Here is a 16,231-nt window from a genome sequence, read left to right on the forward strand (position 1 = left end):
CCAGTGCGTGATTTTTTTGAATGGAAATGTGACCGCTATCGAATTTAACAGCGAGTCCCATCTTTTTTATGCGCCACAATGGGGCCCGAAAATAGCGCATGATAAATAAAGTCGCCGGAAAGATTTTTATTATTGCGGGGATGGGTAATTTCGTTTGCCGGGTGTATCATGCAGCTCTTTTTAAACGCAGATGAGTAGCACCATAACGACAGGGGAGTGAGCGTATGCCGGATGAAAAAACGTCCCGGGCACGCGGTGTTGACCGGGTTATTGATATTTTTCGCCAGCTGCATATCGCGCGTCAGCCTATGGCGATGCGAGATTTAATCGAAGCGACCGGTGCACCGCGCTCCAGTATTTATGAGCTGGTCAGTTTGCTGAGTGAAGCGGGTCTGGTTGAGCTTGATGCGGAAGGTGCCGTGTTTTTCGGTCGTGAAATGCACTATTACGGTGCGGATTACATGGCCCACAACGATCTGATCCGTCGTGCACATCAGCTTATGGTTGAGATCGTGGCGCGTCATGGCGAAACCGTGCAGCTGTGTATGCTGGAAGGTAACAAATACACCGTGGTGCTGTCGGAGAGTAACGCCCATCCGTTTAAAATCACCTCTGATATCGGTGTGCGCGTGCCGATCACCTGGACGGCGACCGGTCGTTTACTGCTGAGTAACTGGTCGGACAGCGCCATTCTCGACCTGATTCCGGAGGAGGATTATCGGCTGGCCAGCGGTCAGATTCTCGACAAGCAGACCTTCCTCGAAGAGATTCACCGTGCCGGCCAGCTGGGCTACTGCATGACCGAAGGTCTGTCCGAAAGCTTTACCTGCTGTATGGCTGCACCGATTCGCTCGCGCAGCGGCCAGGCGGTTGCGGCAATCTGCTTTATGGTCAGCCGTGATACTCCGGCGGAACGCCGACAGATGCTGCTGCAGGAACTGATCGCGTCTGGGCAGAAATTGTCTGATTTCACCTGAGCCGTTGCTTCGCCACAGCGTAATGCGGCGGGCTCCCGGCGCCGTATTATTCGCTTACAACCGCGTGCCGTCGGGTTTATTTTGCCGTGATTAAGGTTGTGTTAAGGTAATTGATAATAATAACTATTTCTTTTACCACGGAGTTTTGGCATGAAAACGCGCCTGTTACTGGCAATGGGGATTCTGGTCTCAACCGCAGCCTGCGCGACTGACTATCCGCTCACCGTCACCGACATGGATGGTCACACGCAAACAATCAGCAAAGAACCGCAGCACATCATTCTGCAGGATGGCCGCGATGTGTTGACGCTGGCGCTGCTCGATCGCGACAATCCGTTTAAACGCGTTGTGGCCTGGAACAATCTGCCGAAAAAGCAGGATACGCAAACCTGGGATATGCTGAAGCGCCGCTGGCCTGAAGCGACAAAAATTGTCGATATGGGCTTCAGCGATCAAGGCCAGGTTAATCTGGAAAGCGTGCTGGCGCAGAAACCGGATCTGATGATTGCGCAGCTGCGCGCTAAGCCGGCGCTGGAACAATCCGGCGTGCTGAGCACGCTGAACAACCTGCACATCCCGGTGCTGTTCGTCGATTATGAACTGCATCCGGCACAAAACACCGCCCCGAGCGTCACGCTGCTGGGCAAAGTGCTGAACCGCGAAAGCGAAGCCAAAGCCTACACCGATTTTTACCAGCAGCGCTTCGACCGCATCACGCAAGCCGTTGCGAAGGTCAAAAACAAACCCACGGTATTTATCGAACCCATTGCCGGTAACAGCGATAACTGCTGCTTTACCCACAGCCATAATGGCTGGGGTGGGCTGGTAGAAGCGGTCGGCGGCAAAAATATTGGTTCGGCACTGCTGCCAGGCAATGCCGGCTTTGTCGCGCTGGAAAAAATCATCGCCATGAAACCGGACGTTTACATCATGACCGGTTCAAAGCGGCCAAACAGCAACGTGCTGCCGTTTGGTTACGGCGTGCAGCCGCAGGAAGTGCGTGCCACGTTCCAGACGTTATTGCAGCGTACCGGTCTGGCGCAAATCGCGCCGGTGAAGCAGGGGCGCGTGTACGGGGTGTATCATCACTTCTACAATCACCCGTACAACATTATCGGCATGGAAATCCTCGCGAAGGATCTCTATCCGCAGCAGTTTGCCGATCTCAAACCGGTGGCTGATTTCCATACCCTCGTGAAAACCTTCACTCAACTGCCGGACGATGCCATCGAACTGAGCTATCCGGACAACCAGTAATTGTCCGCAGCGGGCGCCCGGCCCGCTGTTCCCATCCTGCCCAAAGCAAAACCCCACAAAAAGTGCACGACGATCATGACACTGCATATTGTTATGTTATAACATATCAATATCAGCACCCTTTCAGGTGCGCGTGATGTCATTATTCAGGAGTGATTATGTCAGCTTTATCCACAAACGGCGGCTTCAGGCGGCTGCCGGTCACCGTACTCTCTGGCTTTCTCGGTGCCGGAAAAACCACTTTGCTTAACCATATTCTCAACAACCGCGAAGGCCGCCGCGTGGCGGTGATCGTCAACGATATGTCGGAAGTGAATATTGATGCCGCGCTGGTGCGCGAGGGCGGGGCGGCGTTGTCACGTACCGACGAGAAGCTGGTGGAAATGAGCAACGGCTGCATCTGCTGCACGCTGCGCGAAGATCTGCTGCTGGAAGTCAACCGGCTGGCGAAAGAGGGGCGCTTTGATCATCTGGTGATTGAATCGACCGGCATCTCTGAGCCGCTGCCGGTGGCGGAAACCTTTACGTTTGCCGATGAAGAGGGGCAAAGCCTGTCCGCCGTGGCGGCGCTGGATACCATGGTGACCGTGGTGGATGGCTACAATTTCCTGCGTGACTATGATTCCAGCGAAAGCGTCCGATCGCGCGGCGAATCGCTCGGTGAGGAGGATGAGCGCACGGTGGTCGATTTGCTGATCGATCAGATTGAATTCTGCGATGTGCTGATTCTCAACAAAACCGACCTGATTGATGCGGCGGAGCAGGCACGGTTGACCGCGATTCTGCACTCGCTCAATCCCCGTGCGCGGATTATTCGCGCTCAGTTTGGTCAGGTGGCGCTTGATCAGGTACTGAATACCGGCCTGTTTGACTTCGATGCTGCGGCACAGGCCCCCGGCTGGCTGAAAGAGTTGCGCGGCGAGCACACGCCTGAAACTGAAGAGTACGGCATCCGCAGCTTTGTTTTCCGCGCGCGGCGTCCCTTCCATCCGCAGCGTTTTTATCAGGTGATTACGCAGCACATGCAGGGCGTGGTGCGGTCGAAAGGATATTTCTGGCTGGCAACCCGCCCGCGTCACGCCGGATCCTGGTCGCAGGCCGGCGGCGTCACGCGGCAGGGGCTGGCCGGGATGTGGTGGGCCTGCGTGCCTGAAGATCGCTGGCCGCAGGACGCAGACACGCTGCATTACATCCGCGAAAACTGGCATGAGGGCACGGGGGATGCGCGGCAGGAGCTGGTGATCATCGGTATCGATATGGATGAAACCGTGCTGCGTCAGCAGCTGCACCATGCGTTACTGACCGATGAGGAGATGGCGCTGGGGCCAGACGGCTGGGCACAGTTGCCTGATCCGTTTCAGCCATGGTTTGACTGAAGCGTCGCCGCGCAGCGGGCTGTGCGGCGACGAACCTATCATCATAACCCGGTATTCATCAGCCGCATCTGGGTGCAGAACGGACACTGACAGCCGCTCACCGCCGCCGCCAGGCGCGCATGCGCTTCGGCAATTGCCAGCGGCTGCGCCTGATCGGTGCTGGCGAGCGCATTAGCCGGTTTCAGCGCCAGCTTTAACGGATCGATTTTCGCCTGAAATGCCCCCGCTTTCGCCGAAGCAAAAGCAATCACTAACAGTGGAACGGTAACCTTCATCGCAGCAACCTCAATCAGAGCACGGGATTGTAACGATATAACATAAACGTGACGCTGTTAAGCGCCTTTATGTGGCGATCCCAGCCACATTGAAACTTCGACGCCATCAGCAAACGGCAGCGAGGCATAGAGGCGGCTGCCGTGGACCATTTCCAGATATTCCGGGCTGAAATCGGCATCATCGGCCACAATCAGGGCACCCGGACGCAACCAGGGCTGCACCAGCTGCAAAATCTCCGGATAGATCGCCTTCGCGCCATCCAGCACCAGCATATCAACGCTGGCTGGCAGGTCCTGACTCAGCGTGTCCAGCGCATCGCCCACGCGAATTTCAATCAGGTCACTGACGCCAGCATCGGCAAAATGATTGCGCGCCAGCGCCACTTTGCCCGGTTCAAACTCGCTGGTGATGATGCGGCCGCCGCCGTTATCGCGCACCGCCGCCGCCAGGTGCAGGGTGGAGAGACCAAACGAGGTACCAAACTCAACGATATGCTGCGCCCGGCTGCTGCGCGCCAGCATATACAGCAGTTTGCCGGTTTCCCGCGAGACCGCCAGCGGCACATCTTTTAAATGACCGTAAAGTTCGCGGTAATCGGTTTTGCTCCGCAGCAGACGCGTTTGCTCCTCATCGGACATCACGCGAAACGCTTCATTGGTGGGATGCGCCATGTTATCCGCCAGCTCAAACAGATAGTTAAGCAGCGGCGCCAGCGGCGCGGAAGTCAGGGTGTTCATCATCGGGGTTCCTGCATCAGAAAGTGGATTTTGCGTCAGGAACAGAATACGATGAATTACTCGCATTTTACTATTCGCTTTCAGGAGCAGACGATGGCCACACAACGTAACGCTAAGATTTCTGAAAGAAAAAAGCCGCAGCAGGCGCGATCCAGTGAGCTGGTAGCAGCCATTTTGCAGGCGGCGACTCAGGTTCTGGAGCAGGAGGGTGCCACGCGCTTTACCACTGCCCGCGTGGCCGAACGGGCGGGCGTCAGTATTGGATCGCTGTACCAGTATTTTCCCAATAAGGCCGCTATCCTTTTCCGTCTGCAGAGCGAAGAGTGGCAGCGAACCGGCGATCTGCTGGGTTCGATTCTGCGCGACAGCACATCCACGCCGCGTCAGCGCTTGCACCAGCTGACCTGGGCGTTCCTGCACTCGGAGTGTGAAGAGGCGGCGATGCGCACCGCACTGAATGATGCCGCGCCGCTTTACCGGGATGCGCCGGAAGTGCAGGCCGCGCGCGCCAATGGCGAGAATGTGATGTGCGAGTTTCTGCAACAGCTGCTGCCGCAGCGGGACGCGGCTGAGGTGGCGCGGGCGGCGGATTTAATCAACAGCACGCTGGGTGACGTCGGCAAGCATTTTTCCGAATCGCCGCGCAGCGCAGCAGAAATTCAGGCTTATGCGCGCGATATGGCAGACATGTTCTGTGCCTGGATCAGAGAAAAAGGGGCCGAATTGCAGTAAAAAATGGGCTGGAAATCTCTGAAAGCGGTTAACAAACTCATTATTCACATTCTCATTAATCCACACCGCGAGTAAGCTTGATAAAACCTTGGTAAAGCCGGATGGATTGACGGCACACAGAGACGGGAGAGCATGATGGCAGTAAAAATGATTGCGGTGGATATGGATGGGACATTTCTCGATGACAATAAGCAGTACAACGCGCAGCGTTTTGCGCGCCAGTACGCGCTGCTGAAGGAGAAAGGCATCCGTTTCGTGGTCGCCAGCGGCAATCAGTATTATCAGTTGCAGCACTATTTTCCCGCTATCAAAGATGAGATCGCCTTCGTGGCTGAAAACGGTGCCTGGGTATCCGACAGCAACGAAGAAATTTTCTGCGGTGAACTGGCGCCGGAACGTGTTCATCAGGTGCTGGATATTCTCGCCAAAGAACCGGAGATCAGCACCGTGGTGTGCGGTCGCAACGGAGCCTATGTGCACAAGTCAATGCCGGATGAGGTGGTCGCCATGCTGGCCAATCACTATCGCCGGCTGGAGAAGCGCGACAGCCTGTACGATATCGACGATACCATTTTCAAGTTTTCGCTGAATCTGGCACACGAAGGTGTCGAGGCGCTGCTGGCACGTCTGCACAGCGAACTGAACGCGATTGAAAACATCATGCATCCGGTCTCAAGCGGATTTGGCTTTGTCGATTTAATCATTCCCGGCTGTCATAAGGCGCACGGCATCGCGCTGCTGCAGGAGAAGTGGGGCATTGATGATTGTGAAGTGCTGGCGATTGGCGACAGCGCCAACGATATCGAAATGCTGCGCCAGGCCTGTTACAGCTTTGCCATGGCCAACGCCGCTGCACCGGTGGCAGCCGTCGCGCGTTATCGGACGGAAAGTAATAACGACGAGGGCGCTCTCAACGTCATCGCCCGTCTGCTGGCACGCGAAACGCCGTTTGGTTAACGGTCACTGGATCGATCCACGAACTGCGGCGCTATTTAATGTGTGATAAATCGCGCCGCGACGAACAGTATGCGACCCGCGCGTGGTTATTCACTGGCGGATGACGCTGCAGGGCGGGCGTTTTCCGCCGGCGTGCCGCCTGCTGCGCGAAGGTTAGCTTCCATCTCATCCAGTGCCGCCTGGTTTTCTAATCCCCACTGATACATCTGCTCAATTGGCCGGGCGAAGGTCATCCCCAGCGCGGTCAGCCGGTAATCCACTTTCGGTGGAATCACTTCGTAGACCTGACGTGCAATTAAGCCGCGCTGCTCCAGCTCTTTCAGTGTCTGAAACAGCATTTTTTTCGAAATCCCCTGCAGGCTACGCTGCAGTTCACCGGTACGGGCGCGCTGTCCCGGCCAGTGATACAACGCGTGCAGCACCATCGTGCTCCATTTCACCGAAAACAGATCCATCAGACGGCGCGGTGGCGAATCCGCATAGAAAACCAGTTTGCCATCAACCCAGGCAGGCATCGCACTCTCCTTTATGGTCACCAAATGGTGACTACTATCAATTCTGCACCGCGTTGATTATAGTCTGCCGCCTTCATTCAGCCCACATCAGAATTTGAGGAAGGCATCATGAAAATTAACGCACTGGTGGCACAGGATGCAGCGCAACCTCTGGCTGCCGGCCAGATTACCTTGCGTCCGCTGCAGCAACAGGACGTAAAAATTGAAATTCTTTACTGCGGCGTATGCCATTCCGATTTGCACATGGCACGCAATGAGTGGGCGGTCAGTCGTTATCCGCTGGTGCCGGGCCACGAGATCGTTGGACGCGTGCTGGAGACCGGAACTCAGGTTACGCGCTTCAAAGCCGGTGATGTGGTCGGTGTGGGCGTAATGGTGGATTCCTGCCGTGCCTGCCACTTCTGCCAGCAGCAGGAAGAGCAGTACTGCGAAGCGGGCTTCACCGCCACTTACAACGGCATCGATAAATACACCGGCGACAGCACCTGGGGCGGCTATGCGCAGCATGTGGTGGTCGATCAGCATTTCGTCGTGTCGATTCCGCACAATCTGGCGCTGGCGGGCGTGGCACCGCTGCTGTGTGCGGGCGTAACGGTGTGGTCACCGCTGCGCCATTTTGGCGTCAAAGCCGGCGATAACGTCGGGGTGGTGGGGCTGGGTGGTTTGGGCCACATGGCGGTAAAACTGGCCAGCGCATTGGACGCCGAGGTAACCCTGTTTACTACCTCACCGGAAAAAGGCGCTGACGCACGTCGTCTTGGTGCGACGCGCGTGGTGGTGTCGCGTGATGTCGCGCAGATGGCGGCATGCCAGACCTCGCTTGATTTCATCATTGACTGCGTGGCGGCACCGCACGATCTCGATCCTTACCTCGCGACGCTGAAGACCAATGGCCGTCTGGTGCTGGTCGGCATTCCTGACCAACCGCATCAGTCGCCGAACGTCACGCCGCTGGTGTTTCGCCGTCTGAGCATCAGCGGTTCATCCATCGGTAGCATTGAAGAGACTCAGGAGATGCTGGATTTCTGCGGCGAGCATAACATCACGGCAGATATTGAGCTGATCGCCGGTGAAGAGATCGAAACGGCCTTCGCGCGTATGCTGAAGGGCGAGGTGAAGTACCGTTTCGTCATTGATATGCTGGCGACTCGCTGGTAATTGCCCAGCCATGGCCGGCGATTTCAGGCTGAAATCGCCGGCTTTGCTATCAACAGATTACTCAGGCAATCTGTATTCCGTATCCGCATAGACCTGACTGCCTTCGCGTTTACCCACACCTAATACCATGACAGTGATGGTTTCATCCTGCACCAGGTACACCAGGCGATAGCCTGAAGCACGTAGTTTTATTTTGTACTGATCTTTTCGGCCGTGAAGTTGTGCTGAGGGGACACGGGGATTTTCCAGCCGTTGTACCAGCTTTTTCTTAAACTGCTCACGCACCGGATGACCCAGTTTCTTCCACTCCTTTTCAGCGGAAGGAACGAACTTTAATTTATAAGTCATCCAGCGAAATCTCTTTCGCATCCGCTAATTCAGAAATGCGTTCATCAGCGATACGACCCAGTTCTGCATCTTCTGCTAATTCCATCAGATATTGGTAAACAGCCGGTGGAACGCAGTAAAAAGCGGGCTCGTTGCGGTTTAAGATAGCAATGGTTTCCCCTTCCGCTGAACGCACTGTTCCCATGGGATCACGCTTTAAATCGGTGATGCTGGCAGCGGTGTTTGACAGGATCTGAAATGGCATGGTGAGATATCCGGACTTAGATAATGAAAACAGGTGAAGTATATTAACACTTTATGGTGCTGATATTAGCGCTTTAAGAAGTGCTTTAAAAGAGTATTTTGGCTAAATACTATACCGCTTTTATGACACAGCACATTTTCGCCCCGCAACAGTAAACAATTCCCGCTACGGTCCGATAACCCCTTCTGCAAACTCAACAAAAACAACAATGACAGGAGCGAGACATGGGACTGGTCTCCCGATTACGGAATGTGCGCATTACGCGCAAGCTGGCGGCGGGCTTCGGCATCGTCCTGCTGCTGGTGGCGCTGGCTACAGCGCTCAGCGTGCAACGATTCAACCAGATTCACGACATCTATCAGAAAACCAATCTGATTTATGACATCAACATTGAAGTCTTTCAGGCCAAAATCAATCGTCTTAAATATCTATACGGCGAAGACAAAGCGGGCGGCACCATGACGGATTACGTCACGCACGCTCAGCAACTGACGCAGCAGGCCCAGCAGCTGCCGTGGACGGCGGACGCCAGAGGGTTGCTCAACGATGTCGCCAGCCATCTTGCCCGTTTCCAGCACAGCATCACCGCCATGACACAGGCAACCCGACAGCTCAACGATCTGCGCAGCCAGCTGGACGCGCTGAGCCAGCAGGACATGACGTCGCGCTATACCGGGCTAATCCGGACCCCCGTCAGCACACCCGAACTCACCAACCAGATATATCAGCTGCTGTTTGCCATCAGTAATGTGCGCGAAGAGGCCTGGGCGCTGCGCTTCAACGTCAGCGAGGCACTGCGCAATAAACTGGAACATGATTTTCAGCGCGCCGGGCAGGACATGAACACGCTATTGACTCAGCTACCGGCGGAGCAGCAGGGCGGATTTAACGCGCTATGGCAGGATACCGAACGTTTCAAAGATCTGAGCCTGCAGGCGGCAGCGATTTACGGCCAGCTGCGTGTCGCGGAAAACACCGTCAAAGTGGCGGGCGATAACAGCAGCGCGGCGATCAAACAGATCATCGCCCTGGTTAAGGCGCGTAACGATGAACTGGCTAACGGGTCAGCGGCGCTCTCGCTGCTGATTGGCAGCCTGGCAATAGTGCTGGGCGTGCTGGTGGCCTGGACCATTATCCGGCAGATTACGCGCCCGGTGTTCCACAACCTCGCGCTGGCGGAACGCATTGCCAGCGGCGACCTCAGCTCGCAGTTTGTCACTAATCGCCAGGACGAGCTCGGCCAGCTCACCTCTGCCATGGGACGCATGAATGCGCGGCTGCGCGGCATGATTGGCGAGGTGCTGCACAGCGTCAGCAATGTGTCGCAGGCTGCCAGCACTATACATCAGGGAAACCTGGAGTTGTCGTCGCGCACCGCCCAGCAATCGGCTGCGGTGGTGGAAACCGCCGCCAGCATGGAGCAGCTGACCGCCACGGTGAAAAATAATGCCAGCAATGCGCGTCTCGCCAGCCAGATCGCGGCGGAAGCGACGCATAACGCCAGTCAGGGCGGTATTGCGGTGCACAACGTCGTCAGCACCATGGGCGAGATTTCTGATAGTTCAAAGAAAATTGCCGAGATTACTGCGGTGATCAACAGCATCGCCTTCCAGACCAACATCCTGGCACTCAACGCAGCGGTTGAAGCCGCCCGCGCCGGCGAGCAGGGGCGAGGCTTTGCGGTGGTCGCCAGCGAAGTGCGTAATCTGGCCCAGCGCAGTGCCGGAGCGGCGAAAGATATTGAACGACTGATTGGCGAATCGGTAGGGCGTATCAGCAACGGCCATCAGCAGGTGGCGCGCGCGGGTGAAACGATGGAGCAGATTGTCAGTAGCATCGCACGCGTAAATGAAATCATGGCGGAGATCTCGGCTGCTTCTGATGAGCAGAGCCGCGGCATTGAGCAAATCGCGCGCGCGGTAGGTGAGCTGGACGGTACCACTCAGCAAAATGCGTCGCTGGTCACTGCGTCATCCCATTCCGCACAGGCGCTGGAAGAGCAGGCATTCATGCTGCAGCGGCTGGTCAGCCAGTTCCGTTTGCAAGGGGCAGTGAACTAAAAAACACGCGCAGCGGCAGCGAACTTTACCCGCTGGCCGCTGCTGCTATTGGCAGCAAAGCGCTTCTTATTTGCGTGTCGCCAATATGCAAGGTGAAAATTCTTAAAAAAAGTCGCCGCAGGGCGACTTTTTCCCGATACACTGCCATTTTTGTCGACCTGAATTTTCCCGTGAATGAATTACTACTCGCCTGATGAAAACCATTTGAAGCGCCGGTCAAAACGCTTCGTTCGTCGTATGTTCATCATGCGTCAGCTCGGCACGATCCTCTGTTTCTTTCCGATTCTCTCAGTGTTGCTGGAAATGCAGCGCGGACTGGCATTCAGCGCGCTGCTGTTTGTGAACGCCTTTTTCTGGCCATGGCTGGCGTATCAGCGTGCGCTTCGTGCCGAAGACTCAACCGGTACCGAACGCCAGAATCTGACGCTGGATGCCGCCTTCGGCGGAATCTGGGTGGCGCTGATGGCGTTAAGCCCGATGCCCTCTTTTGTCATCATGGCGGTGCTGGCATCGGATCGCTATGCCGCTGGCGGCGGCGCGCAGCTGATTGCCGCCATACAGGCATTTTTGTGCGGGTTTATTATGGTGTGGCTGCTGGATGGCACCAGCGTAAATCTGGCGTTCAGCACGCAAACCGTCTGGCTGACGCTGCCGCTGGCTACCTGTTACATGCTGGTACTCAGCGTGGCTTCGTACAATCTCACCTGGCATTTACGCACCCGCAACCGTGAACTGGAGCGCATCGCGCTGATGGATCCCGGCCTGAAAATCCCTAACCGCCGCCTGTTTGAGCGGCGGCTGGAGAGTGAGTTTCTCAGCACGCGGCGCGGCGATAGCAGCGGCTATCTGCTGTTGCTGGATGTCGATCACTTCAAAGTGGTCAATGATAGCTGGGGCCATGAGGCGGGCGATTTTCTGCTGGCCGAGATTTCGGCGCTGCTGCGCAACTATGTCGGGCTGCAGGACATTCCGGCGCGCTTTGGCGGCGATGAGCTGGGCGTTATCGTGCATCAGGCCAGCGATGAATCGGTGGTGGAGCTGGCCGAAAGGCTAAAAGAGAAGATTGCCCAGCTGCGCTTACCGGCCTCGGCAGAGTTTCGCTGCTCGGTCAGTATCGGTATTGCGCCTGCGGTCAGCGCCGAATCGTTAAGCGACTGGCTGCGCCATGCGGATGAAGCGCTGTATGAAGTGAAGCGCGCCGGGCGCAACGGCGTGCGGCTGTGGCAAACGCCGCTGGCCCGCGCATCATAATCAGAAAAATTCAGGATCGCAGTTTACTGGAAAATTCAGCGAGTTGGCGATGAAGCAGGCTTCGTGTGCCTGATGATGCAATGCCCGCGCGCGATCGGCATCCGCTGGGTCGCGCAGTTTGATGCGCGGCTTCAGCGTGATATCGGTAAAGCGTCCACGCGCCCCCTCGACCATGTTCCCTTCGGCAGCATCTTCATACTCCTCCACCACAATGCCGGCATCGGCGCACAGGTGTAAATACCACAGCTTATGGCAGGCCGCCGCAGACGCCAGCAGCAATTCCTCAGGATTCCAGCGCGTTTTATCCCCACGAAATGCCGGATCGGCACTCAGCAAAATGGGCGGTTTACCGGGTGCCTGTAATTCGCTTTCACGATCGTAAGCGGTATAAGAAGCTGTGCCATCGCCGCGATTGCCGCTCCAGCGAAGGTGAATCTGGTAATGGTGCTGCCGTGCTGCCATGGGAAATGTCCTGTTCAGTGAGGTCACCTTAGCGGTTGTTATTCACAACGTTCGCTGCGTTTTGGTTCAAATTAATCAGGTGCGCGTCGATGCGCATCTGAAACACCTTACAGTAAAACATCCATGTAATCAGCGTATCTCATTGACATACATAAAGTGTTCTGTGCTGAAACGGTGATGCGCAAGAATCACCGGCGTGGCGCTTTGATCAAAAGAGACCTCATCGATCACCATCACCGCGTGCGGCAGAGCAAGTTCCAGCAGGCTGGCATCTTCTTCCGTGGCGAGCGTGGCGCTGATCTGCTCGCGCACCGCTGCAACACGCACATCGTACTGCTCAAACAGGTAACGATACAGCAGCTGCGGTAGCTGTTCCGCCGGCGGAAAGTCGGGCAGACGCGCGGCGGGCAGCACCAGCGTTTCATGCATGGCCGCAATGCCCTTCACCCGGCGCAGGCGTTTCAGGCGAATCACTGCGTCACCTGGTGCGATCTGCAGCTTATCGGCCTCGTCGGCGCTGGCGCGGCTGTGCTGATACTCCAGCAGTCGCGTTTCCGACTGCAGCAAACCGCCCGATTTGTCATGCAGACGAAAATAGTGAAAGAAATGGCTGAGGTTATGCAGCGGCGCCCAGCCGGTCACCACCGTGCCGGTTTTGCGCCGGCGCATCAGCATCCCTTCCGTCGTGAGCGCCGCCAGCGCCTTGCGCACCGTACCGACCGAGACACCGAACTTCGCCGCCAGACTGTTTTCACTGGGCAAAATGGTGCCTGCCGGCAGTTCGCCCTGCAGGATGGATTCACTGATATGGCGCTTCACTACTTCGTACAGCGGAGCGCCTTCGCCTTCGTTCAGGCGACTGAATTGAGGAACGTCGTGCGCGTCATAGTTTTTTTGCATGTTTCCGATTACCGATTGACCCCAGCTGTTCATTTGCATTATCTATAAACTATATAGAAATACAATAAGTGAACAGTTTATGCAGGAAAATTCATCACTACAGCGCGCTCTGACCCATATCGCCGACGATCAGGCGCAGATTCTTGACGATCTGCAACGCATGCTGGCGGTGGATACCTGCTTCCCGCCCGGACGGGGTTACGCAGCATTCGCCGACCTGCTGAGCACGATGCTGCAGCCGCTGCATTTTAACCTGCAGCGCGTTTCGGTGCCCGACGCGCTGTGGCAGACGCCGGACGGCAGCGCGCAGGGCGAGCGGGTGAATCTGCTGGCCGCGCTGGATGCCGGCGCGGCTGAAAACTGCAATCTCTACTTTCACACCGATACGGTTCCGGCCGGCGATGGCTGGCGCTTTCCGCCGCTGGCGCTCAGCGTTGCGGAAAACAAGCTGTTTGGACGCGGCGCCGCGGATATGAAAGGCACCATCGTGGCCGCGCTGGCTGCGGTGCGGGCCGCGCAGCGCTTTCAACTCAGCCTGCGCTATAACCCGGTGTTTTTACTCTGTACCGATGAAGAGGGCGGCCTTTATCCCGGTATTCGTTATCTGGCGGAGCAGCAGTTATTTCACGGTCACCTGCTCAGCTTCAACGGCGGCGCGGTGCCGCGCATCTGGGCCGGCTGTTTTGGCAGTATCGATATCAAAATTATCGTCAGCGGCCGCTCGGCGCACTCCGGCGATCCGCTGCAGGGTATCAATGCTATTGAGGCTGCGCTTCCGCTGATGAATGCGCTGTATCAGCTGAAAGGCGAGGTGGAACAGCGGGTTTCGGCAATGCCCGCACCGCCGCATTATCAGGGCCGGCCGCTCACCGCCTTACTGACGCTGGCCGCCGCGCACGGCGGCAGTAAAGGCTCCACCATTCCGGAACGCTTCGAGCTGCTGGTTAATCGCCGTTATGCGCCGGAAGAGCCGTTTGCCGACGTGTGGCAGGAGCTGACGCAGTGCGTGGATAAGGCGATGCAGGGCAGCGCCGCCAGCGACGTCACGCTGCAGCTGATTGGCCATCTGGCGCCAGTCGCCGATCCCACCGGTCCGCACTGGCCGCGCTGGCAGGCGGCGCTCAGCCAGGGCTTCGGCTTCCCGCCAGCAGAATTCAAAGCCTGGGGATCCGCCACCAGCTCGGATATGGGCTGGGTACAGCAGGCCGGCATTCAGGAAATTCTGCTGGGCGGACTTGCCCGTCCCGATAACCGCATTCATGCCGCCGATGAATACACCACGATGGCAGATGTTATTGCACTTTCGCAGTCGATTCTGGCGTATCTCGCCAATGATTTTCAGCCAACCCAGGGTAATTAATAAACCAACGAGGAACAGAAGATGTGCGCCATGAAAGGGTTAAACCGCAGACAGTTTATCGCCAGTTCAACCGCCCTGACCGGAGCGGCGCTGCTGCCCTGGTCATTCAGTGCCTCGGCTGCCGCCGTTGCCAGCGCGACCCCGGGCGGCACGCCGCGTAAAGGTGGCGTATTGCGCATCAGCGTTGACCAGGCGGTCAGCGTGCTCAATCCCCATCAGGTGCGGGTTAATCCGGAATATCTGGTGGCAGAGCTGCTGTACAGCGGCTTAACCCGCCTGACGCAGGCGATGAAAGCGGAAGCCGATCTGGCGCAGTCCTGGCAGCCGAACGACGACTTAACCCAGTGGACCTTCACGCTGCGGCCCGATCTGCGCTTCAGCGACGGTTCGCCGCTCACCGCAGCGGATGTGGTCGCCAGCCTGCAGGCGCTGCTGGACCCGAAAAACGCCTCACCGGCGCTGCACAACATCGGCCCGATTAAAACGGTAAGCGCTAAAGACAATAACACCGTCCTGATTGAGACCGAGGCGCCTTATGCCGATCTGCCGGTGATGCTGGCCTATCCGGATGCCAAAATCATCCCGGCGCATATCGCGCAGGGGCAGTACGACAAGCTGAGCAGCGCCTCGCTGGGGGCCGGGCCGTTCCAGCTGGTGTCTTACGATCCGGAACGCAAAATCGTGGTGAAACGCAACCCGTACTATTATGACGCCACGCGGCCGTATCTGGATGGCGTGGAAGTGGTGGTGTATCCCGATGCCATCGCTGAAAGCTCCGCGCTGATCGCCGGCGATACCGATCTGATGCTGAGTGCGCAGTCGAGCGAGTTCGCCCGCTTAGCCAAATCGGCGGGCGTGCTGCCGCTGCGCGTGGCGTCCGGCCAGTTTCTTAACGTCAACATGGGCTGCGATCAAAAGCCGTTTAATGATGTGCGCGTCCGCCAGGCGCTGGCGTTATGCGTGGACCGCCAGGCATCGGTGGATTTTGTCGCAGACGGGCTCGGATCGCCGGGTAACGACACGCCGATCAACGCCGCTTATCCGTATTACGTGCAGCTAACGCAAAAAGCGCTGGATTACAGCAAAGCCAAAGCGCTGCTGGCGGAGGCCGGTTATCCGAATGGGCTGGATTTAACGCTTGTCGCCTCAGACAAGCCGTCAACCCGCACCCAGCTGGGGATTGCCCTGCGGGAGATGGCGAAACCGGGCGGTTTCCGCATCAATGTGCAGACCATGGCACACAGCACCTATCTCGATCAGGTGTGGAAGAAGGGCAATTTCTACGTCGGCTTTTACAATATGCAGCCGACGCCAGATGCGGTGTTTTCTCTGCTCTATACCTCAACAGCGGCGTGGAACGAAACGCGCTGGAACAATGCGGCTTTCGACGGTGCGGTGATGGCGGCGCGCGAAACCAATGACGAAACGCTGCGCACCCAGCTGTACGGCAAAGCCCAGCAGCTGATGCACGACGAGGTGCCCTCGTTAATCCCGACCTTCTTTGATTTGCTGGCTGCCAGTCGTGAGCACGTGGCGGGCTATCATCTGCATCCGCGCGGTGCGGTGTTCCGCCTCGATCATGTCTGGCTGACCGCTAACGCGCCAAAGCGCAGCCTGTAAG

General features: G+C 57.1%; 17 protein-coding genes. 10 read left to right on the forward strand and 7 right to left on the reverse strand.

What is annotated here, in order from left to right:
- Positions 1 to 224: 224 nt before the first annotated feature.
- The 3 genes from AC6I79_RS20440 to zigA all read left to right on the forward strand — a co-directional run bounded on the left by AC6I79_RS20440 (position 225) and on the right by zigA (position 3,610).
- Positions 225 to 977 (forward strand): IclR family transcriptional regulator, encoded by a 753-nt coding sequence (locus AC6I79_RS20440; RefSeq protein ID WP_010615761.1) that lies wholly within the window; start codon positions 225 to 227, stop codon positions 975 to 977.
- Between the two features lie 150 nt (positions 978 to 1,127).
- The gene (locus AC6I79_RS20445) at positions 1,128 to 2,234 is read left to right on the forward strand and encodes an ABC transporter substrate-binding protein (RefSeq protein WP_021508746.1); all 1,107 of its coding nucleotides are present in this window, start codon (positions 1,128 to 1,130) and stop codon (positions 2,232 to 2,234) included.
- Positions 2,235 to 2,392: 158 nt separating this feature from the next.
- Positions 2,393 to 3,610, forward strand: coding sequence for a zinc metallochaperone GTPase ZigA (gene zigA, locus AC6I79_RS20450; protein WP_498027826.1), 1,218 nt, complete (start codon positions 2,393 to 2,395; stop codon positions 3,608 to 3,610).
- 41 nt (positions 3,611 to 3,651) lie between these two features.
- Here zigA and AC6I79_RS20455 read toward each other — a convergent pair whose 3' ends face one another.
- Together AC6I79_RS20455 and AC6I79_RS20460 are read right to left on the reverse strand one after the other, a co-directional pair.
- Positions 3,652 to 3,885 (reverse strand): hypothetical protein, encoded by a 234-nt coding sequence (locus AC6I79_RS20455; RefSeq protein WP_058781352.1) that lies wholly within the window; start codon positions 3,883 to 3,885, stop codon positions 3,652 to 3,654.
- A 57-nt stretch (positions 3,886 to 3,942) separates the two neighbouring features.
- A complete protein-coding gene (locus AC6I79_RS20460; RefSeq protein ID WP_498027899.1) occupies positions 3,943 to 4,623 on the reverse strand; it encodes an O-methyltransferase in 681 nt (226 codons plus the stop codon).
- Between the two features lie 93 nt (positions 4,624 to 4,716).
- On the opposite strand from AC6I79_RS20460, the gene AC6I79_RS20465 reads away from it, so the two are divergent.
- Together AC6I79_RS20465 and AC6I79_RS20470 are read left to right on the forward strand one after the other, a co-directional pair.
- Positions 4,717 to 5,355, forward strand: coding sequence for a TetR/AcrR family transcriptional regulator (locus AC6I79_RS20465; protein ID WP_159377539.1), 639 nt, complete (start codon positions 4,717 to 4,719; stop codon positions 5,353 to 5,355).
- Positions 5,356 to 5,490: 135 nt separating this feature from the next.
- The gene (locus tag AC6I79_RS20470) at positions 5,491 to 6,312 is read left to right on the forward strand and encodes a Cof-type HAD-IIB family hydrolase (RefSeq protein WP_021508741.1); all 822 of its coding nucleotides are present in this window, start codon (positions 5,491 to 5,493) and stop codon (positions 6,310 to 6,312) included.
- Positions 6,313 to 6,398: 86 nt separating this feature from the next.
- Here AC6I79_RS20470 and AC6I79_RS20475 read toward each other — a convergent pair whose 3' ends face one another.
- Entirely contained in the window at positions 6,399 to 6,827 is a 429-nt protein-coding gene (locus AC6I79_RS20475) for a winged helix-turn-helix transcriptional regulator (protein WP_058770471.1), read from the reverse strand.
- A gap of 108 nt (positions 6,828 to 6,935) precedes the next feature.
- Between AC6I79_RS20475 and AC6I79_RS20480 the strand changes: the two genes are divergently transcribed.
- Positions 6,936 to 7,985 (forward strand): NAD(P)-dependent alcohol dehydrogenase, encoded by a 1,050-nt coding sequence (locus tag AC6I79_RS20480; RefSeq protein WP_159377538.1) that lies wholly within the window; start codon positions 6,936 to 6,938, stop codon positions 7,983 to 7,985.
- 57 nt (positions 7,986 to 8,042) lie between these two features.
- Here the strand turns inward: AC6I79_RS20480 and AC6I79_RS20485 are convergent, their stop codons facing one another.
- Together AC6I79_RS20485 and AC6I79_RS20490 are read right to left on the reverse strand one after the other, a co-directional pair.
- Positions 8,043 to 8,333, reverse strand: a complete 291-nt coding sequence (locus AC6I79_RS20485) for a type II toxin-antitoxin system RelE family toxin (protein ID WP_058758676.1) — start codon at positions 8,331 to 8,333, stop codon at positions 8,043 to 8,045.
- Positions 8,323 to 8,577 carry a type II toxin-antitoxin system Phd/YefM family antitoxin gene (locus AC6I79_RS20490; protein WP_058758675.1) on the reverse strand — a complete coding sequence of 85 codons (255 nt, stop codon included), beginning with the start codon at positions 8,575 to 8,577 and terminating at the stop codon, positions 8,323 to 8,325. Before AC6I79_RS20490 ends, AC6I79_RS20485 begins: the two co-directional genes overlap by 11 nt.
- 224 nt (positions 8,578 to 8,801) lie before the next feature.
- On the opposite strand from AC6I79_RS20490, the gene AC6I79_RS20495 reads away from it, so the two are divergent.
- Both AC6I79_RS20495 and AC6I79_RS20500 read left to right on the forward strand, forming a co-directional pair.
- The gene (locus AC6I79_RS20495; protein WP_159377537.1) at positions 8,802 to 10,637 is read left to right on the forward strand and encodes a methyl-accepting chemotaxis protein; all 1,836 of its coding nucleotides are present in this window, start codon (positions 8,802 to 8,804) and stop codon (positions 10,635 to 10,637) included.
- Between the two features lie 174 nt (positions 10,638 to 10,811).
- Entirely contained in the window at positions 10,812 to 11,888 is a 1,077-nt protein-coding gene (locus tag AC6I79_RS20500) for a diguanylate cyclase (protein ID WP_058770474.1), read from the forward strand.
- On the opposite strand, the gene AC6I79_RS20505 is transcribed toward AC6I79_RS20500, so the two are convergent.
- The gene (locus AC6I79_RS20505) at positions 11,889 to 12,350 is read right to left on the reverse strand and encodes an OsmC family protein (RefSeq protein WP_498027827.1); all 462 of its coding nucleotides are present in this window, start codon (positions 12,348 to 12,350) and stop codon (positions 11,889 to 11,891) included.
- Between the two features lie 129 nt (positions 12,351 to 12,479).
- A complete protein-coding gene (locus AC6I79_RS20510) occupies positions 12,480 to 13,250 on the reverse strand; it encodes a GntR family transcriptional regulator (RefSeq protein ID WP_104187723.1) in 771 nt (256 codons plus the stop codon).
- Positions 13,251 to 13,329: 79 nt separating this feature from the next.
- Here AC6I79_RS20510 and AC6I79_RS20515 point away from each other — a divergent pair, with 79 nt between their 5' ends.
- Positions 13,330 to 14,610 (forward strand): M20 family metallopeptidase, encoded by a 1,281-nt coding sequence (locus tag AC6I79_RS20515; RefSeq protein WP_498027828.1) that lies wholly within the window; start codon positions 13,330 to 13,332, stop codon positions 14,608 to 14,610.
- Positions 14,611 to 14,631: 21 nt separating this feature from the next.
- Entirely contained in the window at positions 14,632 to 16,230 is a 1,599-nt protein-coding gene (locus tag AC6I79_RS20520; RefSeq protein WP_498027829.1) for an ABC transporter substrate-binding protein, read from the forward strand.
- The last annotated feature ends 1 nt before the right edge of the window (position 16,231 follow it).

The organism is gamma proteobacterium symbiont of Scutellera amethystina (assembly GCF_059730845.1).

Coding starts and splice junctions, on each gene's coding strand:
- AC6I79_RS20465 (WP_159377539.1), top strand. CDS start 4,717: ATGGCCACACAACGTAACGCTAAGATTTCTGAAAGAAAAAAGCCGCAG.
- AC6I79_RS20445 (WP_021508746.1), top strand. CDS start 1,128: ATGAAAACGCGCCTGTTACTGGCAATGGGGATTCTGGTCTCAACCGCA.
- zigA (WP_498027826.1), top strand. CDS start 2,393: ATGTCAGCTTTATCCACAAACGGCGGCTTCAGGCGGCTGCCGGTCACC.
- AC6I79_RS20460 (WP_498027899.1), bottom strand. CDS start 4,623: ATGAACACCCTGACTTCCGCGCCGCTGGCGCCGCTGCTTAACTATCTG.
- AC6I79_RS20440 (WP_010615761.1), top strand. CDS start 225: ATGCCGGATGAAAAAACGTCCCGGGCACGCGGTGTTGACCGGGTTATT.
- AC6I79_RS20485 (WP_058758676.1), bottom strand. CDS start 8,333: ATGACTTATAAATTAAAGTTCGTTCCTTCCGCTGAAAAGGAGTGGAAG.
- AC6I79_RS20495 (WP_159377537.1), top strand. CDS start 8,802: ATGGGACTGGTCTCCCGATTACGGAATGTGCGCATTACGCGCAAGCTG.
- AC6I79_RS20510 (WP_104187723.1), bottom strand. CDS start 13,250: ATGCAAAAAAACTATGACGCGCACGACGTTCCTCAATTCAGTCGCCTG.
- AC6I79_RS20455 (WP_058781352.1), bottom strand. CDS start 3,885: ATGAAGGTTACCGTTCCACTGTTAGTGATTGCTTTTGCTTCGGCGAAA.
- AC6I79_RS20480 (WP_159377538.1), top strand. CDS start 6,936: ATGAAAATTAACGCACTGGTGGCACAGGATGCAGCGCAACCTCTGGCT.
- AC6I79_RS20515 (WP_498027828.1), top strand. CDS start 13,330: ATGCAGGAAAATTCATCACTACAGCGCGCTCTGACCCATATCGCCGAC.
- AC6I79_RS20500 (WP_058770474.1), top strand. CDS start 10,812: ATGAATTACTACTCGCCTGATGAAAACCATTTGAAGCGCCGGTCAAAA.
- AC6I79_RS20470 (WP_021508741.1), top strand. CDS start 5,491: ATGGCAGTAAAAATGATTGCGGTGGATATGGATGGGACATTTCTCGAT.
- AC6I79_RS20505 (WP_498027827.1), bottom strand. CDS start 12,350: ATGGCAGCACGGCAGCACCATTACCAGATTCACCTTCGCTGGAGCGGC.
- AC6I79_RS20520 (WP_498027829.1), top strand. CDS start 14,632: ATGTGCGCCATGAAAGGGTTAAACCGCAGACAGTTTATCGCCAGTTCA.
- AC6I79_RS20475 (WP_058770471.1), bottom strand. CDS start 6,827: ATGCCTGCCTGGGTTGATGGCAAACTGGTTTTCTATGCGGATTCGCCA.
- AC6I79_RS20490 (WP_058758675.1), bottom strand. CDS start 8,577: ATGCCATTTCAGATCCTGTCAAACACCGCTGCCAGCATCACCGATTTA.